The organism is Arthrobacter sp. Y3221157, assembly GCF_059089865.1.
This window is the reverse complement of the sequence record NZ_JBNHFD010000012.1, coordinates 1-24273: the sequence shown is the minus strand read 5'-3', so window position 1 is coordinate 24273 and position 24273 is coordinate 1. Positions and strand designations below refer to the sequence as shown.

Below are 24273 nucleotides of genomic sequence, written 5' to 3'. Positions count from 1 at the left end.
ACATGGCTGCACTCATAGAGGATTACGCGTTGCTTTCGGATCTTCAGACCGGTCCTCTCGTCTCCCGGGAAGGCAGCGTGGACTGGCTTTGTTTCCCGCGCTTCGATTCACCGTCTGTGTTCAGCCGGCTTGTAGGTTCTGAGGAACACGGTCACTGGCTGTTAGCCCCCAGCGATTCAGGTGCTGTGGTTGTCGACCGGCATTACGTCGAATCAACGTTTGTGCTGCAAACGATGTGGGAAACTTCCGACGGACGAATCCTGGTGACGGATTTCATGCCCTTGGGAGACAGCAGTTCGTCCTTAGTCCGTCGTGTCACAGGTTTGGCCGGCAGCATGGAAATGCGGCAAGAACTCCGGATCCGGCCAGGATATTCCACTGTCCTACCGTGGATGAGCCGTGTTATCGACAGTGGGTCGACGGCATCGTTGGTTCTGTTGGCAATGGCAGGTCCGGATGCTTTCGCGCTGAGAGGCCCCCATCTGCCACAAGCCCATGCCCACGGACATGAAGGAACGTTCCTCATCTCCGAGGGCGAGACGGTGGATTTCGAACTAACCTGGTTCCCTTCGCACCGCCCCTTGCCTGCAGCGACGGACGTAGATGCTGCCCTCGAAGTGGCTACCGAGTATTGGAGCCGTTGGGGAAGCCACTGCAGACAAGACGGTGCCTATGGAGGCGCGGTTAAGCGTTCGTTGTTGGTACTTCGCGCCCTCACGCACATGGAAACCGGCGGCATCGTCGCAGCGCCCACGACGTCCCTCCCCGAGGATTTCGGGGGACCGCGGAACTGGGACTACCGATACTGCTGGTTGCGCGACGCAGCCCTGACATTGGAGTCGATGCTGACTCACGGCTATGAAACCGAGGCGCTTCAGTGGCGCAACTGGCTCCTTCGTGCCCTCGCCGGTGACCCTGAGCAAATGCAGATCATGTACGGGGTCGGGGGCGAGCGGGACCTTCCGGAACGCGAACTTACCCATCTTCCTGGCTATGCCGACTCTAAGCCAGTGCGCATTGGCAACGCCGCCGTATCGCAGTTCCAAGCGGATGTTGTTGGTGAAGTAATGGTGGCCTTGGAGAGACTGCGTATGGCCGGAGGAAAAGAAGACCATTTCTCCTGGGCACTTCAGCAGGCACTCTTGGGCTTCGTCGAAAAGCATATCGATGATAGGGACTTCGGGCTTTGGGAGATGCGCGGCGAAGCACAATACTTCACCCACTCCCGAGTCATGATGTGGGCCGCCTTCAACAGCGCGGTCCGGGCGGTACGGCTGCACGGGCTGACTGGCGATGTTGAGAAGTGGGAGCACCTTCGTGACCGGTTGCGTGAGGAGATCATGCGCGAGGGATTCAACAGGAGCATCGGCTCATTCACGCAAACCTACGGCGGAACTCAAACAGACGCGGCGTTACTGGTGATGCCCCAGGTCGGTTTCCTTCCGTACAACGACGACCACATGCTCGGCACGGTCGCACGATTGGAACAGGAACTCCTGACCGGCGACGGCCTTTTGCTCCGCTACCGGACAGAGAGCGGCGTTGATGGTTTGGAGCCGGGCGAACACCCTTTCCTCGCTTGCTCATTCTGGCTGGTGGAACAATACGCGCGCACAGGTCGGCACGGCGAGGCAAAGACCTTGATGGACAAACTCGTGGGGCTCGCAAACGAGCTCGGCCTCCTGAGCGAAGAGTACGCAAGCGATGAAGGTCGGATGGCCGGTAACTTTCCGCAGGCATTCTCACACTTGACCCTCGTCAGGGCAGCCGACGCCATGCACGGGGTGGACCGGCTCAGCTTGGCTGTCGAAGAACGGGGGTGAACACGATCTCCGGTTTAGCGGCCGGCGCCGTATCAGCGTGAGCCGCCCACCATGCGGCGCAGGCTGCCCTCCAGCTGTTGAGGTCATCTTCAGGGCCGTTGATGCTCAGCGCGGAACCCGACACCCTGGCCACTGCCCCGCCACAGGAGTAGGCGCCGTCCTCGGCTGTGACTCCTGGGTACTCCTCGTAGAGTTCGCGCAGGGAGCGGACCATGTAGCTTGGGCGCTCGTCTACGGGGGCAACGAGTGCCGTTTGGACTGAATCGACGCCCGTGAGGACGAGGACTGTAGCCATACCTGCGCGGTTTCCACCCAGAATGTCGGTGTCCAGTCGATCGCCAACAACCAAAGGGCGCTTGACGCTTGAGTGGCGCGCCGCCGTCTCAAACAGGGCTGCTTCTGGTTTTCCTGCCACCAAGGGCACTTTTCCGGTGGCGGCGGCAACCGCTGCCACCAGTGATCCGTTTCCGGGAGCGAACCCCCGCTCCTGCGGAAGGGTCATGTCCAGGTTCGTAGCTACCCATGTAGCGCCCGCCGTGATCGCGTAGGCAGCCTCTGCCAGGTCTTTCCAACCGAGTTCGGGGGAAAACCCCTGAATGACTGCGTCTGGCCGGTCATCCGAAGTGGGTACGACGATGAGTCCTTGTGACCGAACGGAGTCCGCAAGGACCCGACTGCCGACGACGAGTACAGACGCGCCGCGCTGAACCTCGCCAGCCAGCAGTTCTGCACCGGCCAAGGCAGATCCGAAGACCTGCTCAGCGGTGGCAGGTGCTCCTAGCTCGCGCAGATGGGCAGCAACCTCCTCGGGTGAGCGCGAGGCGTTATTGGTCACGTACGCCACGCTTATGCCCTCGCCGGCGAGCCTGTCGAGTGTTTCGGTGGCGCCGTCGATCGCCTGCGGTCCGGTATAGACGACGCCGTCCAGGTCCGCGAGCACCCCGTCAAAGCCGTCAATCAGCCGGTTGCCGTCTACCTCCCGCTCGCTGTCCGGCTTGGGCTGTCGTGTGGAGGCGGCGCCTTCATCCCGGTCAGCAGGAGACGGGCCAACCCGTGGCGCTGATCTTTGACGCTTCGCAGCACATGGCTCCAACTCGGCGAGCAGGGTGACCTCGGCCTCAATGAGGTTATTCCGCTGATGGCGGTCCATGGCTACAGCTTCTTTCCGGCCGAGCCGAGCTGCTTGGTGGCCTCCACCACGCGGGCTGCGAGCCCGGCTTCGGCGGAGGCGCCCCAGACGCGGGGGTCGTAGGTCTTCTTGTTGCCCACTTCGCCGTCCACCTTCAGGACACCGTCGTAGTTCTTGAACATGTGGTCGGCCACCGGACGGGTGTAGGCGTACTGGGTGTCGGTGTCGATGTTCATCTTGATGGTGCCGTAGGAGACCGCGTCCGCGATTTCCTGGTCCGAGGAGCCGGAGCCGCCGTGGAACACCAGGTCGAACGGGTTTTCCTTGCCGATCTTCGCGCCCACCTGGGCCTGGATGTCCTTAAGGATCTCCGGGCGGAGCTTGACGCCGCCGGGCTTGTAGACACCGTGGACGTTGCCGAAGGTCAGCGCGGTGATGTAGCGGCCGTGCTCGCCGGCACCCAGCGCCTCAACGGTGGCCAGGGCGTCCTCAACGGTGGTGTAGAGCTTTTCGTTGATCTCGTTCTCAACGCCGTCCTCTTCGCCGCCCACGGTGCCGATTTCAACCTCGAGGATCATCTTGGCGGCGGCGGTGCGCTCCAGCAGCTCGCGGGCGATGCGGAGGTTTTCCTGCAGCGTCTCGGCGGAGCCGTCCCACATGTGGGAGTTGAACAGCGGGTTGCGGCCGGCCTTGACCTCGGCCTCGGAGGCGGCCAGCAGCGGCAGGACGAAGCCGTCCAGCTTGTCCTTGGGGCAGTGGTCGGTGTGCAGCGCGATGTTCACGCCGTAGTTCTTTGCCACCTCGCGGGCGAAGGCTGCAAAGCCCAGGGAACCGGCCACCATGTCCTTGGTGGAGGCGCCGGACCAGTAGGCGGCACCGCCGGTGGAAACCTGGACGATGCCGTCGGACTCAGCCTCGGCGAAACCCCGCAGTGCGGCGTTCAGGGTCTGCGAAGAGGTCACGTTCACGGCCGGGTAAGCGAAGCCGCCTGCCTTCGCGCGGTCGATCATTTCGGAGTAGATCTCTGGGGTTGCTACGGGCATGCTGACTTCCTTGGTTGGGGGGTATTCGACCGCAGTTGGACGGAATGGGTCTTAGCTGGTGTACAGGGTGACGGGATCATCCCGAACAAATAGCCGGCGAGAGCCGGTGCCGTACTCGATGACCCATATCACCTGGCCGTTGTCTGCGCAGTCATCTACAAAGGCTGGGTAAAGGAATGAACCGTTGGACCACACTTGAACACAGTCCCCGTGCTGCAGGGTAGCCCACTCATGGACAGGCTCCTGGCCCGGGAACAAGCGCCTTCCCCCGGTTGCCTCCTTGAACATGTTCTATTCCTTCTTTTGCCGCCACGGCGGGTCAGCTGCGCCGTGCATCGCACGGCCGGCTCCAAAAGCCTCTGGACAAGACAGAACTAGCGAACGACTTCGTGCGTCATGCCGAATGGAACCTGGTCTGAGAGCGCGGCCGTATAGTGTCCCGGCCGGTTGCGAACGACCAAGATACCGTGATCGCCCGTAAGCATTGCCAGCTCCTGGAGCGTCTTGACGGCTTCATTGAGGCGCTCGTCCAGGACGCGGCGACTAGTGACGTGAATATCGATGGAGTCAAGGAAGGCGGTCATGGTCTTTCCTTTCTGTTTTCGCTGGGCGCGTTACCGCTGCGCCTGCCTTCGGCGAGGCTGCGGCATTCATCCCCAGGCTTTGCGTGTGAGTGGCATCACATATTGTGTTTGCTGTAGCAAACGTATCGCGCATAAATCATATAGTCCAGCTTTTTTTAGCAGTCGTTTCGATCCAGGAACGCGATTGCTCCCATTGCCGGAAGGCAGCGCGGTAGCTATTTTCGGAGCGGCGACGGCCAGCCGTGGGCCCCGCTCAAAAGGGTGGTTTAAACAATCCTTAATTGGGATTTCTCCTACTCGTTCCGGGCCGGACGATGGAGGCTTAGCCCATTCAGGAGGCAAAGTGACCGCACTGACCGCTGAACTGACCCAGATACAAACCGAGCGGCGACACCGTGCAGGCCCCAGCGAAGTCCAAGTGGTCTGTGTCCGAACTGCAGGGCGAGTGCGCAAACTGCGCACACCCCTCGGAACAGCATAGGAAACGCGATAAGGGAGAGTCTGTGTGGGAAAAGTAGAGTCTGATGATCCAGTCGTTCCCGAGGTTACTGCGATGCCGTCACCAGGCCGGCCGCTTGTTCTTCTTCGCCCCGGGGAATTTGTCCAGCTATCACAAATCCCGCCACCGCGAAACCGCGACCTCGAGATACAACAACTTATCCAAGACCTCGCGGTGCTCGCAGCAACGCGCGGCCCGCGTTCTACCGGCATGACCTCGCCCCGAAATTCCGAGTGAAGCTGTCGGTGGCGGTCGAAAAGCGAGCCATTGCGGGGGGAGTGACGTCGTCGCCTCCGCAGGCGGTTCGGCTGCTTTGACTTTCCCCAAGTTTGTGGAGCTGGAACGCCAGTCAAAGGCTGCATTCCGGACCTGGTGTACTTGGCTCAAAGCCAGGGAGCCCCGGATCTCGAATCGATGCCAAACCTCAGGCTCGCCGCGAGCCGGCTCGACGCGAATCCAGAACCGAGTCCCGTGCAGCCGCTGTCTCGGCGTCACATTTATCCATCCTTGCGGCAGCCGAAGGCCTGGTCGCGCTTTCCCCGGCTTCGGGCAAAACGCAACCAGGCACCTCGGCGATATGCACGATGATAACTAGGTACGAAAGACTAATATTTTACCAATGGTCCTGAATGAGCGACGGTGTGCGAGCATCGGCATTGCGGTGAGCAGTAGAATCCGCCTGCGGTTCCTAAACTGCCTTGTAGTCGTGAGTATTGCTTAGAGAATTGGAAGCTTTTCGAGATCTTCGACATCGTCTGAAGAGCGAGCAGGGGATGGTTCTTGTTTCGTCCGCCTTGATTCGTGCTGAGAGTAGAACCAGATGGGTATGTAGAGTGCCAGTACTATAAAGCCGAGCCAGGTTGGCGCCCAGCCAATTTCCAGGCTGTTGAGATAGACGACACCGATCAAGCACAAGGGCAGATTAAACAGTCCGAAGAGCATGGCGACACGTTTCCATCCCTTGGGTGCTTTGAAGGGCCTTTCCAGGTTTGCCAATGCCGGATGTTTTTTGGCCTTGACGTAGGCGAACAGGCTGATGCCGTTGGCACAGGTGTAACCGATCGCGGCAGCCGCAAGAATTGCCGTCATGGAGCCCATCGAAATGAGGACCATGTTGAACGCTGCGGTGACGAGCAAGGCGATGAACGGGGTTCCGTGGCGGTTCGTTTTGCCAAAGATCTTGGGAAGGTTGTTCTCCGTTGACATGGAGTGCAGAGCGCGCGAGGAACCCAGGTATGCGGTTTGGATGATGAGTATCATGGCCGCAATCAACACGATGATAGTGATGGTCGTGCCCGCCCCGCCAAATACCGCTTGGGCGACTGGAATTAGGGGGGAAATCGGCTCGGCGATGACGCCGTCAACGCCAAGCACACCGATTACTGCAGCTTGCACCAGGACATATGAGAAGAAGCAGATAATACCGCAGGCGAAGAGCGCTTTGGGAACATCTTTCGACGGGTTTTTGTATTCAGGGCCGTAAATGGCGGCCGTTTCCCAACCGCAGGCGCTCCACTGTGCAATCGCGAAGATGCCAAAGAGAATCAGGATGTGGTGCATATCCCAGGCCCAATCAGCCGGCATCCAACTGCCGGTGATGTTGTCCAGGTCAACATGGCCGGTGGCAAAAGGCGCGACGGTCAGGATTATGAGCGGTATCAGGGAAACTGCCGCAAGGATGTAACCCAGGATGGCGCCGTCCTTGAGACCGAACCAGTTGATCACGAACAGTCCGGCGAAAATTACCAAGCCCGAGATCAACGAGAGCTGATACTCGGTGAATGTCCCAGCCAGCACCGGAAACAGCCCATGCAGGTAGCCGCCGACCAGGATGGCGAAGATTGCCAGCACCGGATTCCAGGCAAACCAATAGCTCCAGGCGCTGAAGCCACCGATCAGCTTGCCCTTGTCATACTTGCCCTTGTAGTTCTCAGTGCGGAATATGTGCTGGGCATAGCCCGGAAGGCCTGAGGCCTTAGGGAAGGTTGTGGCCATTTCAGCATACGCGGCGTTTTGCATGAAGCCCTGAATGACTGATAGTCCCCAGACAAGGATTGCCGCGGCAGATAAATACAGTGGGATATAACCCAGCGACGGCAATATCAGCAGGGGCACGCCCAGTGAAATGGACAGCCCCTGCTTCCAGTCAATTGATCTTTTCAGGTGACTGGCTGTATCCAAGCTATTTTCACTCATAAAATTCTCCTTTGAATAGCGGTGAAAACTAAAGAATTCTGCTGGTAGTGGTGACGCGGGCACTTGCCTTTGCCAGGCACCTCTAAGTGATCAAAAGTGGGTGGCTGGGTATGAATCACCCGTGAGGCTGAAGGGGGTTCCCGATTGTGCAGCCACGAGGCGGAGATAGGGGTTGGCTGCCACTGTTTCTTAGTTCGCAGACACCCAAGGGTCACAGGTTGAACTGCTCCAGGTGAGCCTGGTGATTGCTCTTCCTGCCAAGCTTGATGGTTGCGTCGCCTTTGAGACGAACGCTTCGTCAGTTGTTCGACGATCTGTGTGCTACTCGGGTTTATATCTCGAAGTATCGGAAGGAGTGCGACTTCAGACCTTCGGGATTGGGTCCGTACATCGTGACCATGCGTGCGTAGACCGGGGCCCAGTATCGGCCGAGCTGGCCGGGATTAACGCGAGCTGAATCGCCCGGCTTCAGGATGACAGTCTTGCCCTCACTCTCCACGTGGAGCTCACCTTCCAGAACGAAGTTTGTCTCGCTATGCGGGTGGAAGTCTTCCCAACCGCATGACCTCAGTTCCCACTCCGAGAGTATGAAATCATCCCAGCTGCCTACTGGATCGGCATTGATGAATCTGCAGTGCAACCGTTGCCATTCGTCCTTCATAGGCTTCATGGACTTAATCGGCCAGAAGTCGATCTTTTCCCCTGCCGTAGGTGCCAAGGGCTGAGAGTTGCTGGTAGTAGCCATAGTTTTTGAACCCTTTCTTAAGGCGCGCGATCTGCCGTCCGAATGCTTCGGTGGATCCGGGGCCAGATTGCGTCATCGTGATGTGGGTCACGGCGATGTCCACTGTGACAGGGACATCCGTTCAAGTCAATCGTTCGAAAGGATAGGTGCCCAGGCTCGAATGCCGCATCAACGAAACGTGGAAAAAGCGAACATGAACGGTTGACTTGCACGCTTGTTCATGTCACCTTTTTCGTAGCGAGCAAACGTGACTGGCATCACAGCACTTAGCTCGGCAAGCGCCCAGGGGGCCACTCGCGAGGCTAGGGCATGTCGGCTTTTTTCGATCCCGAGAGCCCCTACAGGGGTACCAATTTGACCTTCAGGGCAATTCTGCACGGCATCACAGACCACCAGTTCTTCCCCCATTTCAAAGGAGAAATCATGGAAACCACCCTCATCGGAACGCTCAGCAAGGCCGGATCCATCCACAAGGTAGAAAGCGGCTATGTCGGCCTGCCGTCAATGAACGAACCTGGCACTGTAGCTGCCATCGGCGACTCCCTGCACAACCCGCAGGGCTCGGTCATGTGCGCCGGATTTTTTGAGCTGAAGGCTTCCGAGCCGCTGGTCTACACCTACACGTACGACGAAATGAAAGTCGTCATTAAGGGTGAGTTCATCCTCACCGATCAGCTGACGGGCGAGGTTACGCACGCAAAGGAGCGCGACGTTCTGTTCTTCCCCAAGGGCACAACAGTGAAGTTCGAGACCCCTGAGTATGCCCTGGGGTTCTTCGTCGGTGACCGCACTTTCGCTGCCTAGACCAACCAACGGGCGGTCAAGGCTGGCAGCACCGGCCTGATTCTTTAGCCGCCTTCGGACGTATCGGCCTGGCTTGGACCGGTCGAACCCGCATGACGTGGCCGGCGCAAGGACAGCCGGTGTCGATTCCGTTACCGGCGGGACCCGTAGCGCAACTTACACCGCCGCACATCGGCGACCTAAAACATCTTTGTAGAGGAGAACACCATGGTATTACGAGTCGGAATCATTGGCGCCGGCCCCAGCGGCCTGGCACAACTGCGGGCGTTTGAATCAGCGCGTCAGAAAGGCGCCTCGATCCCCGAGATCACATGCTTTGAGAAGCAGGGCGAGTGGGGCGGACAGTGGAATAACAGCTGGCGGATCGGGCTGGACGGTCAGGGCGAGCCGGTGCACTCCAGCATGTACCGGCACCTATGGTCGAATGGGCCCAAGGAGTGCCTGGAGTTCTCGGACTACTCCTTTGACGAGCACTTCGGCCGTCCGATCTCCTCCTTCCCGCCGCGCGAGGTCCTCTTCGACTACATCAAGGGCCGTGTGGAAAAGTCAGACGTTCGCAAGTACGTCAAATTCAATACGGTTGCCCGCCACACCAGCTACAACGGGGCCACGCAGGAATTCACGGTGACGGTTGAGGACCTCAAAACCAACCTCACGGAGACCCATGTTTTCGACAAGCTCGTAGTGGCCACCGGCCACTTCCACGTCCCCGCCGTCCCCGAGTTCAAGGGCATCGAAACCTTCCCGGGCGAGGTTCTGCACGCCCACGATTTCCGCGGCGCCGAGCGCTTTTACGGCAAGAAGCTGCTCATGATCGGAAGCAGCTATTCCGCAGAGGACATCGGCATGCAGTCTCACAAGATGGGCGCCGCATCCATCGCCCTCAGCTACCGCACGGCCCCGATGGGCTATCACTGGCCGGAGAACACGGTGGAGCGCCCGCTCGTCACCCATTTCCAGGGCCGCACAGCGTACTTTAGTGACGGTACACACGATGACTTTGACGCCGTCATCCTTTGCACCGGATACCAGCACAAGTACCCGTTCCTACCCGGCGAGCTGTCGCTGAGATCACCAAACGTGCTATACCCTGGCAACCTCTACAAGGGTGTGGTGTGGCTACAGAACAGCAACCTGTTCTACCTGGGCGCCCAGGACCAGTACTACACCTTCAACATGTTCGACGCGCAAGCATGGTTTGCCCGCGATGTGATGACCGGAAAGATCGACCTTCCATCCCTCACTGAGCGCAAGGCGGATATCCAGCTCTGGCTCGACCGCCAGGCCGCACTGTCCGATCACGACGCAGAAGCCGATTTTCAGACGGACTACCTGCGGGAACTCATTGAGGCAACAGACTACCCTCCCTTTGATCTGGACGCCGTCTGCCAGTTGTTCAAGGACTGGATGCAGCACAAGCACGATGACATCCTGGGGTACCGCGATATGCTCCACCGTTCAGTGGTCACCGGCACCATGGCGACGAAGCACCATACACGCTGGATCAATGCGATGGATGACTCGATGGAGCGCTACCTGCACGGAGCCTCCCAGGATCTGGACAACGTGGCACCTGACGATCTCACGGAGACCGTAGCCGCCACCTAACCAAGGTCACGTGGTGTCAGGCCGTCGGCTGGGCTTACCAGGCGGCGGCCTGCCACGTGTACGAGTCAGCCCTGCTACTTCTACCTCATGGCCTTCCCTAAAAGCTCTCGAAGTTCAGCAAGTTTTAGGCGCTAAGGGAAACGAACACAGGTTCGGGTCAAGCGTTCTAGACAGGAAATGAATTTTTCACTCGCCAGGCCATAGTCTTAAGAGGTGCCCCAGGAGGGCCGCCAAACGCGAGACTGGAGAGTGAATTATGCGGGTGTCCTCAAAAGATCGAAAAGAACAGCTGATTTCAGCAACCGTGGAACTTATGAGGCGCGAGGGTGTTCAGTCTGTAACCATGCGCGCCATTGCTAAAGAGGCCAATGCTCCCTTGGCCACTGCCAATTATTGCTTCAGCGGTAAGGAAGAGCTCATGGAGGCGGCCGCCGAGGCTTGGCTAAAAAACCTGAGCAGCTTTTCCGGGGACGTCCCCGCCCACCTAGGCCTTCGAAAAGCGGTGGAACAAGTGGCTCAAGGTTATTGGCGAGCACTGGAAGAAGAGCCGGGCAGCCTCCTTGCTGAGATCGAGCTCATTTTGTGGGCAACACGCGGCGCCGCCGTCAGCCCGCTGGCCGCGAAGATTTATCCTGCCTACGAAGTGGAGCTGGGAGGCATATTCTCATCGGCAGCCCAAAGCAATGGCGACGAGTGCCGTATTGGCATCCCTGAGCTCGTAAGGTCTTTCCTGATGATCTACGACGGGGCGGCCCTTCAATACCTGACCGATCCAACGGCGGCCGACCACCGCGCCTTGTTCTTCATGACGCTTGATGCACTGCTGACCAGGGCCGGCGTCTGAGGACAACTATGCCGCTAACCGCGGCAACGCGGGGAGTCAACGACCGAAAGGATCTCCTTGCTGGTCACCAACCGCTATGACAGTGCCACAGATGTTTCAGTCGGAGCGGAACGCCTCTTCGTTGCGTGCCGCCCGATCGAGGGCTTCAAGCACCCGGGCATTGTTGGCCGCGTCCGTGAGATCGTAGCGGAGCGGAGTACCGTTCAGGACGCTGTCAGAGAAGTGTTCGCTCATCCGTACGAAGTGATTTTCTCCCTTGATCTTGTGATAAACCGTGTCCTTTCCGAAGTGGTGTTCCTCCAGAACCGAATCCTCCTCAAGAAGGCCAAACGGATTATCGAGGTAGAGACGGCCCTCTGTTCCGGTCAGTTCCAGGAAGTTGCGTCGTTCGAGGTTTACTCCGGTATCGAACAGCGCTGTTACGCTGCCGGGGAAGCGCAGTATGCCCGCAATACTGGTGTCGATTCGACCCTCGTCGTTGGCGTCGCGGTAGTTGCCGAATGCGTTGACTCGGCTCGGTTCCTGGGCGGTAACCATCCGGCTGACGTTGACGCAGTAGCATCCCGTGTCGAAAAGTGCGCCGCCGCCGAGCTGGCTGTACCAGCGAATGTTGTCACCGCTGCCGGCGTCGAACGAATGCCCGACGTGAATAAAGGTCAGTTTGCCTACGGCATTGCCCGCGAGCAGTTCCTGCAGCTTTTCGAAACGCGGGTGAAAGCGGTACATGAAGCCTTCCAGGACTTTAAGCCCGGTCGCCTCGGCCTTATGTCTCACCTCATCGCATTCGGCGGCGCTGGTCACCAGTGGTTTTTCGCAGAGTACGTGCTTGCCTGCGTCCAAGGACTTCAATATCCACTCGAGGTGGAGTGCGTTCGGCAACGGAATATACACAGCGTCGATGTCCGGGGAAGCAAGAAGCGCGCCATAGGAGCTAAACGCCTGCGGGATGCCATGCCTGTCCGCGTATTCCCTGGCCTTTCCCTCGGTGCGGGAGGCGATGCCAACGACTTCCCCGTTCTTCGCCTCCTGCAGCGCCGGGATTGTCTTACGGACGATACGGGCGGTGCCGAGCACGCCCCAACGCAATTTATCGCTCATCTAAGTCTCCTCGACGAATGGTGGGCGTACGTGCGAGCGCAGTTACACCGGCGACCAGCCCGACCAGCCCTGCTGCAAGGCCGAGCCATCCTGCTGCCGATCCCGCATCAGTGGCAGCGGAGGTGCTGGACGCAGCCGCGGCCGGAACGTTGGGGTTGGGAGTGCTGTCCTGTGAGTGGCCATCCGTCTTTGCCGTGGTGGTGAAGGCGGGGGCCGGGTATTCTGGCTCGGCTTGGCCCTCGCTGGTTTCCTGTTCCCATTTCACGGTGTTCCCGTCGGTGTAGGTCTGGGACGCAGGCAGTATCAGTTCAGTACCGGCTTTGGGCAGCACGCCGACCGAGATGGAAAACGTTTGGTACTCGTGCGGACCGATCTGGTGAGCTTCATCCGCGGTCCAGATGACGGAGGTCGCCGCCTTGGTGACAGTTGCGCCGTTGACGGTGACGGGCTGCGGCAGTTCGCTGTTCACCACCTCTGCCTTCCACCCCACCACGGGCTTTACGGAGACGGAGGTGAATGGCGTCTCCGTGGGCAGGGAGATTTCGAGTTTGCTGGTTCTGGCCGTTTCGGATTCGTTTGGCACCCGGAAGGTCAGCTGGGTGTAGCTGCCCTCGGCGGTGCCGTCAGGGTCGACGCGGACGTGGGCGGAAGCTGTGCCTGTACTTAGGGCCACCAGCCCGGCAGCCAATGTTGTGGCGGCGATGGTGCTGAGGGTAGGGCGAGGTGATGTCTTCATTGCAGAATGCCTTTCGCGGAACTAAGAAACGGTGAGGTTACGACGTCGGTGCGCCACGGGGTGCGCACCGTCGGCGGCAAGGCGATGAAGTCAGGGAGTCGCACGAGCGGCTCAAGCCAGGTGGCCACAAGGCGCAACGCATCCTCGCCACGAGCCAGGAGCAGCGCTGTGACCAGAGTGGCAACGGCGTGGGCAGCGAACATCAGCCATCCGTTCGCTGCGTCAGCGGAAAGAAGCCCAGGTACCGAGAACCGGTGTGAGGAAAGCATCACTATCGGAACCAAGGTCACAACGAAGAGCGCAGCCATGACCTCCGGCCGGGGCGCCTGACCGCCACCAGCGAGGTGTCCGCCCGCACCGAGAATGAAAATCAGGGATCCCACCAGACCGGCGCGGAGCAGCCGGACGGACGTTTGTGTCGTCATATCTGCTCCTTCCCGGCATCCATGATCCCGTCATGTGTGGTCGCGGGAAACGCTGTATCAGGATGGTTTTTACCTACCGTTTTGGACGGCTTGCAGCCGGTGGTGCCTGCATCCGTTACAGGAACTCGGCTCGTCCTTCCAAGGGTGATGACGCCAGTGCATGCTCGCGGCGGGGTATGCGGCCGCCGCGGCTCGCCAGCCTTCCAGAGAGGACTGCGTGTTTAAATGCGTTGGCCATGCGCGCCGGATTCTGTGCCCGGGTGACAGCTGTAGCCAGCAGGACAGCGTCACACCCAAGTTCCATTGCAAAGGCCGCGTCCGAGGCGGTTCCGATGCCGGCGTCGAGCACGACGGGCACGGAAGCGCGGGACACAATCAGCTCGATGTTGTGCGGGTTCAGGATGCCCAGGCCTGTGCCGATGGGTGAGCCAAGGGGCATAACGGTGGAGGCTCCCAGATGCTCGAGCCGTAGGGCCAGGACCGGATCATCGTTGGTGTACGCGAATACCTTGAAGCCGCGGTTGACCAATTGCTCCGTGGCATCGACCAGTTCCACGGCATCGGGCAACAGGGTGTGCTCGTCAGCTATCACCTCGAGCTTGACCCAGTCGGTTTCCAATGCTTCGCGCGCCATTTCGGCGGTGAGCACCGCATCTTTTGCCGTGAAGCATCCTGCGGTGTTGGGCAGCACCCGGATCTTGTGGTCGAGCAGGAGTTGGAATAAGGAACCGGCTTCCGACGGCGAATAGCGCCGCATGGCGACGGTGGTCAGCTCGGTCCCAGAAGCAATGAGGGCGCTTCCGAGTCCGTCCAAGCTGGGGGCTCCGCCAGTGCCCATAATGAGCCGCGAAGTTATTTCGACTCCGTCGATGATCAACGGATCGCTGTCCAGGCACATTTCGGTGGTGATGGTCATCAGCTAACCTTTCGGGCCCCAGGAGAGGACGGGCTCCGTGGCTGCCTTGCGCGAGGCGAAGGAGCTCAGGACGCCGGTCTTTGCCAGTCCGCGGGTGGCGATCCAGGACAGGGCACCGGCGATGACCGCTCCGGAGATGGCGGTAAAGATGATGTAGGCCAGCTTGTCACCGCCGGAGTAGGCGATGTTCCAGCCCCACGGCGCGAAGGAATCGTTCAGGCCGCAGAAGAATGCTGCGGCGGCGCCTGCCAGCAGCGACACCGGCAGGTTGAACTTCTTGTAAAGCGCCGCGCCGGGCTTGCGGATGATCAGCATGCCCAGCACCGCAGGGATCATCCAGCCGCCGGCGATCAGGCCGGTGAGGGGCCGGTGTACGGCGTTCATCGGCCCGGATACCGCGGCCGCGCCCTGGGACCAGGCCCAGAATATCACGCCACCGGCGATGGCGATCAGGGCCGCCACCACGATGTCCACGACGCGCCAGGACTTGCTGGTGGTCTTCTTGATTGCTGCAGTGCTCATGAAAAAAATCCTCCTGGGAAACAGGAGGGGAAAGCACGGCAGACGGCTACTGCCGTTGCCGGACTTCGAGAACTCGACTCCCTTGCGCCGGTACTAACCGGATCAGGTTCGAGGGTCTGCGGCTGTCCGCACTCTCAGCGCCCACCTGCGGTTCCCGGTCATACGGGCCCGACGGCGGCGCTCCCCTGTCGTTGTATGAATGGCTACAAACTGTAAGGCCTGGCACGTGTCCAGGCCTTACAGTTTCCCTGGGTCAGGGCGTGAAAATGACGAAGAATTTTCTGATGCGCTCCTGGATTTCCCAGGTGCCCTTCCAACCGATGGGGAAGATAGCTGCGGTTCCGGCCTCTACGGTAGTCGGCTCTCCGCCATCCTCGGTAACCACCATGCGGCCTTCAAGGACGTAGATCGACTCGCCGCGCTCCAGAAACTCCCATCGTGAAAGGCCTGGGTCAGCTTCCCAGACTCCGGAGAGGATCCGGGAATCATCGCTGGTAAAGGGGATAGTGATCCGCGTCGGAATCTCGTCGCCCAGCACTTCGGCCAGGGGTGGACCGAGCGGTGCTTCGTCCAGCTTCCCCTGGAAGAGGGCGGTCGGCTCGAAAGTTATGCTCATGTGAATCTTCCTTTCTGGGTTGCTCCCCCGGGACGGGAGAGTCGGTGTTGGGATCCCCGACTGGTCTAAGCAGCGGGAGAACTTTCCGGGATGGCTTGCGGCAGGGTTGACGACAACCTTGGCCCGGGGTTTTGTTGGTGGGGGTTATTCGACGATCTCGCCCGTGGTTTCGAAGGTGGCGATTTTGCCGATGCGGCGCTCATGGCGTTCGGCATTAGTAAATGGTTCTGCCAGGAATGCTTTGACCAGTTCCGTGGCCTCTTCGACGCTGTGCTGCCTGCCTCCGACGGCGACCACGTTGGCATCGTTGTGTTGGCGGGCGAGCCTGGCTGTGTCGAGGTTCCACGCGAGGGCTGCCCGGACTCCCTTGACCTTGTTTGCGGCGATTTGCTCGCCGTTGCCTGAGCCGCCCAGTACGATTCCGAGCGCGTCCACGCCTGCCGCCCGGTCGGCCACGACGGCGGTGGCGGCGTTGATGCAGAATGCGGGGTAGTCGTCCTCGGCGTCGTAGGCGGCCGGTCCGTGGTCCACCATCTCGTAGCCGCTGGCTGCGAGCGAGGTGATCAGATGGGAGCTGAGCTCCATGCCGGCGTGGTCGGTTGCGATGTGAACGCGCATTATGGGTCCTTCAAGATTGGTAGCGGTGATGGGGCGGCCTGCTGCTATGCGAAGGCAAGCTGGCCGTTCGCGCGCAGTGACTCGATTGCCTCAGCAGGGGAATGTTTGCCGTACACGGCCGAGCCAGCGACAAAGACGTTGGCGCCGGCCTCGGCGGCACGGGTGATGGTTTCTTCCGTGATGCCGCCGTCCACCTGGATGGCTACGTTCACCCCTGAACCGTCGACGGCGGCGCGGGCCCGGCGGATTTTGGGCAGCATCACGTCCAAAAAGGCCTGGCCTCCAAAGCCCGGTTCAACGGTCATGATCAGCAGCATGTCCAGTTCGGAAAGCATGTCCAGGTACGGCTCCACCGGCGTGGCAGGGCGCAGGGCCATGCCGGCCTTCGAGCCCCGGGCGCGAAGCTCACGGGCAAGCTTGATCGGTGCAACCGATGCTTCAACATGGAAGGTGACCGAGGCAATACCGGCGTCAGCGAACTGGGGGGCCCAGGTGTCAGCATTGGAAATCATCAGATGGGCATCCAGCGGCACAGGACTGACCTTCTGGATCCTTTCCACGACAGGCAGGCCGATGGTCAGGTTCGGGACGAAGTGGTTGTCCATGACGTCCACGTGGACAGCATCGGCATTGCTGATGCGGGCAAGCTCTGCTTCGAGGTTGACGAAGTCGGCCGACAGGATGCTGGGATTGATACAGCAATTTAGGGGTGGCTTGGACATGGTGTCCGCCTTTCTGATCTGCGGCCACTGCGCGGGACCCCTATGGGTCCCGCGCAGGGCGCACTCAATGGTTCAGGATGCTTTCCGGGCGGTGGTCAGGATGCCTTCCGGGCGCTGGAGAGCGCGCCCTCAACATCGGCCAGCAGTTCCTTCCAGCTGGCCACGAACTTGTCCAGACCTTCGGATTCCAGGAGAGTGACGACGTCGTTGTAGGAGACGCCGAGGCACTCGATGGCGGTGAGCACACCTTGTGCTTCCTCGTATGTGCCGGTGATCGTGTCGCCGGTGATCACGCCGTGGTCGAAAGTGGCGTCCAGCGTTTTCTCGGGCATGGTGTTTACCACGTCGGCGGCGGCGAGTTCGGTGACGTAGAGGGTGTCCGGGTAAGCGGGGTCCTTCACACCGGTGGAGGCCCATAGCGGCCGCTGCCGGCGGGCGCCGGCTTGAGCCAGGACTGCCCAGCGTTCGGTGGCAAACAGCTCCTCGTAGACCTGGTAAGCCAAGCGGGCGTTGGCGACGCCTGCCTTGCCCTTGAGCGCCCTGGCTTCGTCGGTGCCGATGGCGTCGAGGCGCTTGTCGATCTCGGTATCCACACGCGAAACGAAGAAGGACGCCACCGAATGGATCTTCGAGAGGTCGTGGCCGTTCTCCTTGGCCTGTTTCAGGCCGGCCTGGAAGGCGTTGATGACGGCGCGGTAGCGCTCCAGCGAGAAGATCAGGGTCACATTGACGCTGATACCCTCGGCCAGAACGGAAGTGATGGCCTCAAGGCCCTCAAGGGTGGCCGGGATCTTGATCAGGACGTTGTCTTTGTCGACCTTCTTGAACAGTTGTTTGGCCTCGGCGATGGTGCCGGCGGTGTCCCAGGCGAGGCGGGGGTCTACCTCGATGGACACGCGGCCGTCAACGCCGTTCGTGGCGGCGGCGATAGGGGCGAAGAGGTCACAGGCGTCCGCGACATCGGTGGTGGTGATCTCGAAGATCGTCTCCTCCACGCTGCTGCCCCGGGCGGCAAGCCCGGCGATAGCGGCGTCGTAGTCGGTGCCCGAAGTGATCGCGGCCTGGAAGATGGACGGGTTGGTCGTCACGCCAACCACGTTCTTCTCTTCGATGAGCTTCTGCAGCCCGCCGCTGGAGAGCCGGCCTCGGGAAAGATCGTCCAGCCAGATCGATACTCCGGCGTCGGAGAGCTGTTGGGTGGGAGTAGTCATTGTCTTTTCTCCTGAAATCGGTTGTTAGGCCTGCAGGCCTGCGAGGGAGTCCTTAGCGGCGGCTGTGACTGCTTCCGCCGTGATGCCGAACTCCTGGAAGAGACGCTTGTAGTCAGCGGAGGCGCCGTAGTGCTCGAGGCTGATGGAACGGCCGGCATCACCGACGAATTCCTTCCAGCCCAGGGCCAGTCCTGCTTCGACGGAGACACGCGCCCTGACCGCGGACGGGAGGACCGACTCACGGTAGGCAGCGTCCTGCTTGTTGAACCACTCAACGCACGGCATGGAGATGACACGGGTGGCGATGCCTTCGGCCTGGAGTGCTTCGCGGGCCTGGACTGCCAGCTGCACTTCGGAGCCGGTGGCGATCAGGAGCACCTGGGCCGGAACGGTGGCACCGCCATTGGATGCCTCGGCCAGGACGTAGCCGCCCTTGGCCACACCGGCCGGGGAAGCGAAGGTGTCACCCTCGGCGGTCCCCTCGCCGCGGGCGAAAGTCGGAACGTTCTGGCGGGTCAGGACGATGCCGGCCGGGTTGCTGTGGTTTTCCAGCATGGTCTTCCACGCGATGCCAACCTCGTTGGCGTCGGCCGGTCGAACAACGTCCAGGCCCGGGATCGCACGCAGGGTGGAGAGCTGTTCCACCGGCTGGTGGGTGGGGCCATCCTCGCCCAGTCCAATGGAGTCGTGTGACCACACATAGATGGACCCGACGCCCATCAGGGCTCCAAGGCGGATGGCCGGCTTCTGGTAGTCACTGAAGATCAGGAACGTCCCTGAGAACGCGCGGGTCTTGCCGTGCAGGCTGATGCCATTCACGATCGAGGCGGCGGCGTGCTCGCGGATGCCGAAGTGCAGGACGCGGCCGTAGGGGTTGCCCTTCCACGCTTCCGTGGAGCGGGAAGCCGGGATGAACGACGGCGACCCCTCGATGGTGGTGTTGTTGGACTCGGCGAGGTCGGCCGAACCGCCCCAGAGTTCCGGCATGACCGGTCCGATGGCGTTCAGGACCTTGCCGGAGGCGGCGCGGGTGGAGACGTCCTTTCCTGCCTCGAAGACCGGCAGGGCGGCGTCGAGTCCGGCGGGCAGCCGGCGGGCTTCGACGCGCTCCAGCAGGGCGGCGCCCTCGGGGTTGGCGGACTGCCAGGCGGAGAAGGACTCTTCCCATTCGGAGCGGGCGGCTGCGCCGCGGTCCACAACCTTGCGGGCGTGGGCAAGGACGTCCTCATCCACCTCGAAGGACTTGGCGGGGTCGAAGCCCAGCACTTCCTTCAGAGCTGCAACTTCATCGGCGCCCAGGGCTGATCCGTGGATCTTGCCGGTGTTCTGCTTCTTGGGGGCGGGGTAGCCGATGATGGTGCGCAACGAGATGATGGACGGCCTGGAGGTCTCAGCCTTGGCCGCCAGCAGCGCGGAGTAGAGCTCTTGGACGTCTTCGACGTATTCGCCCGTCTCGGTCCAGTCAACGCGCTGGGTGTGCCAGCCGTAGGCTTCGTAACGCTTCAGGACATCCTCAGTGAAGGCGATGTCGGTATCGTCCTCAATGGAGATGTGGTTCTCGTCGTAGATGACGACGAGGTTGCCCAGTTCCTGGTGGCCGGCCAGGGAGGAAGCCTCCGAGGTCACGCCTTCCTGGATGTCGCCGTCGGAGGCAATGACCCAAATGGTGTGGTCGAACGGGCTCTCGCCGGCGGGAGCATCGGCGTCGAACAGGCCGCGCTGGCGGCGCTGGGAGTAGGCAAAGCCCACCGAGGATGCAAGGCCCTGGCCCAGCGGGCCGGTGGTGATCTCCACACCGGCAGTGTGCTTGTACTCCGGGTGGCCGGGGGTCAGTGCACCCCAGGTCCGAAGCGCCTGAAGGTCCTCCAGTTCCAGGCCGTAGCCTGACAGGAACAGCTGGCTGTAGAGGGTCAGCGAGGAGTGCCCCGGGGACAGGATGAACCGGTCACGGCCGATCCAGTCCGGATCGCGCGGATCGTGGCGCATCAGCTTCTGGAAAAGAAGATACGCAGCAGGAGCCAGGCTCATCGCGGTCCCCGGGTGTCCGTTGCCCACCTTCTCAACGGCGTCGGCTGCCAGGACGCGGAGTGTGTCCACCGCGCGCTGGTCCTGGGACGTCCAGTCCAGTACAGCAGTATCAGGACGCGGGGTGAGTACGGCATTTGCTGTCGGGTTCACTATTAATCCCCTTTGATTAGATGATTTGGCCTTGCGCGACCACACGAACTTTCGGTTAGATCAATCATCGCGAAACAAAGGGGTAGCAGTAATCCTGTTTTCTGGCAGTTTTTACTATACTTTAGGACTGGGTGGTGTGATCCACCTCTCCTCGACCAGCCACTAGGAAGATGACATGACCGTTACAGACCTGCCATGGCCACTGTTGCAGACCGTTGCTGCCCTGGCTGATGCCCCACTGGCCAAAATAGCGGAACGGCTCCGTAACGCCACCCTGCCTTACGTCAAGAGCAGTGCGCTGGTCATCTTCACCGAGGACTGTACTGGCAGGCCCCAGAAGAAGGCGGGTGCGGAGGACATCATTTCCCGTGTCAGCATCCCGGAATTGGACGAGCTTCGCGCCACCCTGTCCGACGAAACGCCTTGGTTTGGGGAAGCCGACCTGGCCGGCAAACCCCGGCAGGTGCTGGCTCATAAGCATGCCGCCAGCCAGGCCCTCCTCGTCCTCACCGATCCCTCCCCCACCGGTTCGGGAGATGACGCCAACCTGGACCTTGTGACGTTCCTATGGCGCATCGCGGCGCGGCGAATCCAGGAAAAAGTGGCGGATGCACCGCCGTCGTACTTGTTGGAGTCCCGGGCAGCATCAGCTGAACGCATCCGTGTGACGGCCGAACTGACCGATCTGCATTCGACCACTCTCGAAACCCTCATGGCAGCCCTGCGCTCGGCGTCCCTGGACGATGCAGCTGCCCGCACAACCGTCATAGAACTCACTGCCAAGGCCCTCCTCGGGTTAAGGACCCTTAGTGACCGGACAACAGACATAGCAGAAGAGCCCGTCGCCAAAGCCTTCGAACGGCTGCGGGAAGACTTGCGGCCGCTCACGGGCTTTAGCGGCATTGACGTCCAATTCATCGAACCACCCTTGAATGGCAGGGCCCTCCCCGGCGAGATCGCCCATGCTGCCCGTGCCATCGTCCGCGGACTTGTCCTGGCCATGATGGAACAAACAGACATCACCAGAATCCGGACACAGTGGGACTGCGATGGCGGAAACCTGCTGATCAACGTGCGAGACGACGGAGGCGGTGCACTCACCGCCGAAACGCCGAGCATCGTGGGCCTGCAACGCCGGGTCCAGGCGCTCTCCGGACAGCTGCGGATGGACGTCATGTCCGGTTGGGGGGCCGACATCTTCGTATCACTCCCCCTGGACCCGCCCGCCCGCCCCACCGGAGATGTAGCGGGATGGAATCTTGCTGCAAGGGAACTCGAGGTACTCCAGCACCTCGCCGCCGGACACCGCAACCGTACTATCGCCTCAACAATGGGCATCAGCGAGAACACGGTCAAGTTCCACGTGCGAAACCTGTTCAGGAAGCTCGACGTCGGGTCACGAACTGAAGCTATCGCCTTGGCCCACAGCCACGGACTCCGGTAACGCTGCTTTCTGACACCAGCAGAGGCGCGCCGGGCATTCCCGGCGCGCCTCACTTACTCACTCCTGGTGAATTTGCTCCCTACTGCGAAACCCTGGCCAGGGTTTCCTGCTCGGCGCCGATGGTGGTGTTGTCGCCGTGGCCGGTGCGGACCACAGTCTCGGGCGGCAGCACCAGGAGCCGCTCGCGGATGGAAGCCAGGATGGTGGGGTAGTCGCTGTAGGACCGGCCGGTGGCGCCGGGGCCGCCGTTGAACAGCGTGTCCCCGGTGAAGACCGTTCCTTCGCTTTCGAGATAGAAGCACGTGGAGCCAGGGGAATGGCCGGGCGTGTGAATTGCCAACAGGGCCGTTTCTGCCACCTCGAACACGTCTCCGTCTCCGTGGTAACGGTCCGGTTCGTAGTCCGGGTAGACCTGCTCCCAAAGCACCAGGTCCTCGGGGTTCAGGTAAATCGGGGCACCCACGGCGACGGCAACTTCCCGGGCGGCGCCGATGTGGTCGTTGTGCGCATGGGTCAGCAGGATGGCCAGGACCTTCCGGCCGCGGACCTGATTAATGATCGCGGCGGCGTCGTGCGGGGAGTCAATGATCACGCACTCCTCGTCGTTGCCCACGATCCAGACGTTGTTGTCCACGTCCCAGGTACCGCCGTCGAGCGAAAACGTCCCCGAGGTGACCACGTTCTCAATTCTGATGGTCATTAGATTGCACTCCTCTGCGTCAGGTCGACCACCGAACGCAGGACCTTGCCCTTATGCATCCGTTCGAAAGCCTCCTCCACTTGATCAATGCTGATGCGTTCGGTGACGAAGGCGTCCAGGTCCAGGTTGCCCTGCTTGTAATGCGAGACGAGCATCGGGAAGTCCCGGGAGGGCAGGCAGTCCCCGTACCAGGAGGACTTCAGCGACCCGCCCCTACCGAACACGTCCAGCAGCGGCAGCTCCAGCTGCATCTCCGGCGTCGGGACGCCCACCAGCACCACACGGCCGGCGAGGTCGCGGGCATAGAACGCCTGCTTGTACGTTTCGGGACGGCCGACGGCGTCAATCACCACGTCCGCCCCGTTGCCGCCGGTGAGGGCCCGGATCGCCTCCACCGCGTCCTCCTGCCGGGAGTTCACGCCATGCGTGGCGCCCAGGGACCTGGCCATTTCAATCTTGTTATCGTCGATGTCCACGGCGATGATCGTCGTCGCACCCGCGAGCCTGGCACCGGCGATCGCGGCGATACCCACGCCGCCGCAGCCAATCACGGCCACGGACTCGCCGCGCTTGACCTCACCGGTGTTGATGGCGGCACCAATGCCGGCCATCACACCGCAACCCAAAAGGCCCACCGCCGCGGCGTCGGCCTCCGGGTCCACCTTGGTGCACTGCCCCGCAGCCACCAGGGTCTTCTCCGCGAACGCACCGATGCCCAGCGCGGGCGAAAGTTCGGTGCCATCCTCCAGCGTCATCTTCTGGGAGGCGTTGTGCGTGTTGAAACAGTACTGCGGCTGGCCCTTGGCACACGCCCGGCACTGGCCGCAGACCGCACGCCAGTTCAGGATCACCCGGTCACCCGGGGCCACAGACGTCACATCGGGGCCCACCGCACTAACCACACCCGTGGCCTCATGGCCCAGCAGGTACGGGAAGTCGTTGCCGATGCCGCCCTGCTTGTAATGCAGGTCCGTGTGGCAGACACCGCAGGTGAGAATGTCCACCAGGGCCTCGCCCGGCCCCGGATCCGGCACCAGGATGGTCTCCAGCGTTACCGGCGCGTCCTTCTCCCGGGCAATGACAGCTTGAACTTTATGGACCATTGTTCTCGTGTTCCTTTCCTGGATCCGGCCGGACCCCGTGACTCGCCGGTGATATGGGTGGCCATAAGCCGGATGTGTTGTTGTGCCGCCACCGTTCTGTCCCGAGTGCCGTCGACCTGTACCGATCAAGCCGGGACCAGGCACGCCTCCCGCGGGTTCAGCACAGCACCGGAATCCTGCGAGGTTGCCATGAGGTTTGCCCGCCCCAGTTGGGCGACTGTTTCACCGAAGACGTGGTCCGGGTCCAGGCGGCGGAGTTCTTCGGCGAGGCAGTCGCGGAGGTTTGGGCGCGGGAGGGAGATGCGTTGGGCGGGTTGGCCCGGCTGCGTGAGTACAGCGACAGTTTGTCCGGGGCGGAGGAGTTGAATGTCGCCGTCGGGAAGTGTGAGGCGGACCCGGCGGAGGCCCGTTCCGGGGGTGCCCGGCAAGATAGTCACGGGCACGTTCAGCGCGGTGTTCAGCCAGGCTGCCATCAGCAGCGTGCTTGGGGAATCCGAGGCACCTTCGACTTCGGCGGCCAGTACCGCGGTTGAGCTGGCCTGGTCCAGGGCTGCGGCGAGTTGGATGCGCCAGTTGGTGAGGCGGGTCCAGGCGAGGTCGGTGTCGCCGGCTTTGTAGGTGGCGCGGATGTTTTCCAGCGCGGCCTGCGGGTCGGGTTCGTTCGCGGAGTCGGTGATCCGGCGGTGCGCGATGCGGCCGATGGAGGTCT

23 protein-coding genes and 1 riboswitch are annotated in these 24273 nt (G+C 61.4%); of the genes, 5 read left to right on the top strand and 18 right to left on the bottom strand.

Annotated elements, in window-relative coordinates; genetic code table 11:
• Nucleotides 1-2 precede the first annotated feature (2 nt).
• The gene (locus tag AC5RTT_RS05745; protein ID WP_494144395.1) at nucleotides 3-1823 is read left to right on the top strand and encodes a glycoside hydrolase family 15 protein; all 1821 of its coding nucleotides are present in this window, start codon (nucleotides 3-5) and stop codon (nucleotides 1821-1823) included.
• On the opposite strand, the gene AC5RTT_RS05740 is transcribed toward AC5RTT_RS05745, so the two are convergent.
• From AC5RTT_RS05740 to AC5RTT_RS05720, 5 genes are all read right to left on the bottom strand, one after another.
• Complete coding sequence (locus AC5RTT_RS05740; protein ID WP_494144394.1) at nucleotides 1795-2973, bottom strand: HAD-IIA family hydrolase; 1179 nt, start codon at nucleotides 2971-2973, stop codon at nucleotides 1795-1797. The two genes, AC5RTT_RS05745 and AC5RTT_RS05740, sit on opposite strands and share 29 nt — an antisense overlap.
• Before the next feature lie 2 nt (nucleotides 2974-2975).
• A complete protein-coding gene (gene fbaA / locus AC5RTT_RS05735) occupies nucleotides 2976-3995 on the bottom strand; it encodes a class II fructose-bisphosphate aldolase (RefSeq protein WP_494144393.1) in 1020 nt (339 codons plus the stop codon).
• Between the two features lie 374 nt (nucleotides 3996-4369).
• Nucleotides 4370-4579 (bottom strand): hypothetical protein, encoded by a 210-nt coding sequence (locus AC5RTT_RS05730; protein ID WP_494053427.1) that lies wholly within the window; start codon nucleotides 4577-4579, stop codon nucleotides 4370-4372.
• Between the two features lie 1216 nt (nucleotides 4580-5795).
• Nucleotides 5796-7274, bottom strand: a complete 1479-nt coding sequence (locus AC5RTT_RS05725; RefSeq protein ID WP_494144392.1) for an APC family permease — start codon at nucleotides 7272-7274, stop codon at nucleotides 5796-5798.
• A 331-nt stretch (nucleotides 7275-7605) separates the two neighbouring features.
• On the bottom strand, nucleotides 7606-8019 hold the full coding sequence (locus AC5RTT_RS05720; protein ID WP_494144391.1) for a cupin domain-containing protein: 414 nt from the start codon (nucleotides 8017-8019) through the stop codon (nucleotides 7606-7608).
• 423 nt (nucleotides 8020-8442) lie between these two features.
• On the opposite strand from AC5RTT_RS05720, the gene AC5RTT_RS05715 reads away from it, so the two are divergent.
• The 3 genes from AC5RTT_RS05715 to AC5RTT_RS05705 all read left to right on the top strand — a co-directional run bounded on the left by AC5RTT_RS05715 (nucleotide 8443) and on the right by AC5RTT_RS05705 (nucleotide 11275).
• Complete coding sequence (locus AC5RTT_RS05715; RefSeq protein ID WP_494144390.1) at nucleotides 8443-8823, top strand: cupin domain-containing protein; 381 nt, start codon at nucleotides 8443-8445, stop codon at nucleotides 8821-8823.
• 207 nt (nucleotides 8824-9030) lie between these two features.
• Nucleotides 9031-10431 (top strand): trimethylamine monooxygenase, encoded by a 1401-nt coding sequence (locus tag AC5RTT_RS05710; protein WP_494144389.1) that lies wholly within the window; start codon nucleotides 9031-9033, stop codon nucleotides 10429-10431.
• 256 nt (nucleotides 10432-10687) lie between these two features.
• The gene (locus tag AC5RTT_RS05705; RefSeq protein ID WP_494144388.1) at nucleotides 10688-11275 is read left to right on the top strand and encodes a TetR/AcrR family transcriptional regulator; all 588 of its coding nucleotides are present in this window, start codon (nucleotides 10688-10690) and stop codon (nucleotides 11273-11275) included.
• Between the two features lie 96 nt (nucleotides 11276-11371).
• Here AC5RTT_RS05705 and AC5RTT_RS05700 read toward each other — a convergent pair whose 3' ends face one another.
• From AC5RTT_RS05700 to tkt, 10 genes are all read right to left on the bottom strand, one after another.
• Complete coding sequence (locus AC5RTT_RS05700) at nucleotides 11372-12373, bottom strand: Gfo/Idh/MocA family protein (RefSeq protein WP_494144387.1); 1002 nt, start codon at nucleotides 12371-12373, stop codon at nucleotides 11372-11374.
• A complete protein-coding gene (locus tag AC5RTT_RS05695; protein ID WP_494144386.1) occupies nucleotides 12363-13109 on the bottom strand; it encodes a YcnI family copper-binding membrane protein in 747 nt (248 codons plus the stop codon). Before AC5RTT_RS05695 ends, AC5RTT_RS05700 begins: the two co-directional genes overlap by 11 nt.
• Nucleotides 13106-13534 (bottom strand): hypothetical protein, encoded by a 429-nt coding sequence (locus AC5RTT_RS05690; protein ID WP_494144385.1) that lies wholly within the window; start codon nucleotides 13532-13534, stop codon nucleotides 13106-13108. Before AC5RTT_RS05690 ends, AC5RTT_RS05695 begins: the two co-directional genes overlap by 4 nt.
• Before the next feature lie 115 nt (nucleotides 13535-13649).
• A complete protein-coding gene (locus tag AC5RTT_RS05685) occupies nucleotides 13650-14450 on the bottom strand; it encodes a thiazole synthase (protein ID WP_494144384.1) in 801 nt (266 codons plus the stop codon).
• A gap of 3 nt (nucleotides 14451-14453) precedes the next feature.
• Nucleotides 14454-14972, bottom strand: a complete 519-nt coding sequence (locus AC5RTT_RS05680; protein WP_494144383.1) for an ECF transporter S component — start codon at nucleotides 14970-14972, stop codon at nucleotides 14454-14456.
• Nucleotides 14973-15033: 61 nt separating this feature from the next.
• Nucleotides 15034-15169, bottom strand: a riboswitch (TPP riboswitch).
• A gap of 56 nt (nucleotides 15170-15225) precedes the next feature.
• Nucleotides 15226-15588, bottom strand: a complete 363-nt coding sequence (locus AC5RTT_RS05675) for a cupin domain-containing protein (protein ID WP_494053416.1) — start codon at nucleotides 15586-15588, stop codon at nucleotides 15226-15228.
• A gap of 144 nt (nucleotides 15589-15732) precedes the next feature.
• The gene (locus AC5RTT_RS05670) at nucleotides 15733-16206 is read right to left on the bottom strand and encodes a ribose-5-phosphate isomerase (protein ID WP_494144382.1); all 474 of its coding nucleotides are present in this window, start codon (nucleotides 16204-16206) and stop codon (nucleotides 15733-15735) included.
• Nucleotides 16207-16250: 44 nt separating this feature from the next.
• On the bottom strand, nucleotides 16251-16928 hold the full coding sequence (rpe, locus tag AC5RTT_RS05665; RefSeq protein WP_494144381.1) for a ribulose-phosphate 3-epimerase: 678 nt from the start codon (nucleotides 16926-16928) through the stop codon (nucleotides 16251-16253).
• Between the two features lie 95 nt (nucleotides 16929-17023).
• Nucleotides 17024-18139: a transaldolase gene (gene tal, locus AC5RTT_RS05660; RefSeq protein ID WP_494144380.1), complete on the bottom strand. Its 1116-nt coding sequence runs from the start codon at nucleotides 18137-18139 to the stop codon at nucleotides 17024-17026.
• Between the two features lie 24 nt (nucleotides 18140-18163).
• A complete protein-coding gene (gene tkt, locus AC5RTT_RS05655; protein ID WP_494144379.1) occupies nucleotides 18164-20317 on the bottom strand; it encodes a transketolase in 2154 nt (717 codons plus the stop codon).
• 175 nt (nucleotides 20318-20492) lie between these two features.
• Here tkt and AC5RTT_RS05650 point away from each other — a divergent pair, with 175 nt between their 5' ends.
• Nucleotides 20493-21761, top strand: a complete 1269-nt coding sequence (locus tag AC5RTT_RS05650; RefSeq protein WP_494144378.1) for a helix-turn-helix transcriptional regulator — start codon at nucleotides 20493-20495, stop codon at nucleotides 21759-21761.
• Between the two features lie 79 nt (nucleotides 21762-21840).
• Here the strand turns inward: AC5RTT_RS05650 and AC5RTT_RS05645 are convergent, their stop codons facing one another.
• The 3 genes from AC5RTT_RS05645 to AC5RTT_RS05635 form a co-directional block, all read right to left on the bottom strand.
• Complete coding sequence (locus AC5RTT_RS05645; RefSeq protein WP_494144377.1) at nucleotides 21841-22461, bottom strand: MBL fold metallo-hydrolase; 621 nt, start codon at nucleotides 22459-22461, stop codon at nucleotides 21841-21843.
• Nucleotides 22461-23564, bottom strand: a complete 1104-nt coding sequence (locus tag AC5RTT_RS05640; RefSeq protein WP_494144376.1) for an S-(hydroxymethyl)mycothiol dehydrogenase — start codon at nucleotides 23562-23564, stop codon at nucleotides 22461-22463. The genes AC5RTT_RS05645 and AC5RTT_RS05640 overlap by 1 nt, the downstream gene beginning before the upstream one ends.
• A 125-nt stretch (nucleotides 23565-23689) precedes the next feature.
• On the bottom strand, nucleotides 23690-24273 hold a 584-nt coding region (locus AC5RTT_RS05635), incomplete at its 5' end, for a glucose-6-phosphate dehydrogenase assembly protein OpcA (protein WP_494144375.1).

Coding starts and splice junctions, on each gene's coding strand:
- tal (WP_494144380.1), bottom strand. CDS start 18,139: ATGACTACTCCCACCCAACAGCTCTCCGACGCCGGAGTATCGATCTGG.
- AC5RTT_RS05675 (WP_494053416.1), bottom strand. CDS start 15,588: ATGAGCATAACTTTCGAGCCGACCGCCCTCTTCCAGGGGAAGCTGGAC.
- AC5RTT_RS05680 (WP_494144383.1), bottom strand. CDS start 14,972: ATGAGCACTGCAGCAATCAAGAAGACCACCAGCAAGTCCTGGCGCGTC.
- AC5RTT_RS05700 (WP_494144387.1), bottom strand. CDS start 12,373: ATGAGCGATAAATTGCGTTGGGGCGTGCTCGGCACCGCCCGTATCGTC.
- AC5RTT_RS05645 (WP_494144377.1), bottom strand. CDS start 22,461: ATGACCATCAGAATTGAGAACGTGGTCACCTCGGGGACGTTTTCGCTC.
- AC5RTT_RS05695 (WP_494144386.1), bottom strand. CDS start 13,109: ATGAAGACATCACCTCGCCCTACCCTCAGCACCATCGCCGCCACAACA.
- AC5RTT_RS05710 (WP_494144389.1), top strand. CDS start 9,031: ATGGTATTACGAGTCGGAATCATTGGCGCCGGCCCCAGCGGCCTGGCA.
- AC5RTT_RS05745 (WP_494144395.1), top strand. CDS start 3: ATGGCTGCACTCATAGAGGATTACGCGTTGCTTTCGGATCTTCAGACC.
- AC5RTT_RS05715 (WP_494144390.1), top strand. CDS start 8,443: ATGGAAACCACCCTCATCGGAACGCTCAGCAAGGCCGGATCCATCCAC.
- AC5RTT_RS05725 (WP_494144392.1), bottom strand. CDS start 7,274: ATGAGTGAAAATAGCTTGGATACAGCCAGTCACCTGAAAAGATCAATT.
- AC5RTT_RS05740 (WP_494144394.1), bottom strand. CDS start 2,973: ATGGACCGCCATCAGCGGAATAACCTCATTGAGGCCGAGGTCACCCTG.
- AC5RTT_RS05685 (WP_494144384.1), bottom strand. CDS start 14,450: ATGACCATCACCACCGAAATGTGCCTGGACAGCGATCCGTTGATCATC.
- AC5RTT_RS05690 (WP_494144385.1), bottom strand. CDS start 13,534: ATGACGACACAAACGTCCGTCCGGCTGCTCCGCGCCGGTCTGGTGGGA.
- rpe (WP_494144381.1), bottom strand. CDS start 16,928: ATGTCCAAGCCACCCCTAAATTGCTGTATCAATCCCAGCATCCTGTCG.
- AC5RTT_RS05730 (WP_494053427.1), bottom strand. CDS start 4,579: ATGACCGCCTTCCTTGACTCCATCGATATTCACGTCACTAGTCGCCGC.
- AC5RTT_RS05650 (WP_494144378.1), top strand. CDS start 20,493: ATGACCGTTACAGACCTGCCATGGCCACTGTTGCAGACCGTTGCTGCC.
- AC5RTT_RS05670 (WP_494144382.1), bottom strand. CDS start 16,206: ATGCGCGTTCACATCGCAACCGACCACGCCGGCATGGAGCTCAGCTCC.
- AC5RTT_RS05640 (WP_494144376.1), bottom strand. CDS start 23,564: ATGGTCCATAAAGTTCAAGCTGTCATTGCCCGGGAGAAGGACGCGCCG.
- AC5RTT_RS05705 (WP_494144388.1), top strand. CDS start 10,688: ATGCGGGTGTCCTCAAAAGATCGAAAAGAACAGCTGATTTCAGCAACC.
- fbaA (WP_494144393.1), bottom strand. CDS start 3,995: ATGCCCGTAGCAACCCCAGAGATCTACTCCGAAATGATCGACCGCGCG.
- AC5RTT_RS05720 (WP_494144391.1), bottom strand. CDS start 8,019: ATGGCTACTACCAGCAACTCTCAGCCCTTGGCACCTACGGCAGGGGAA.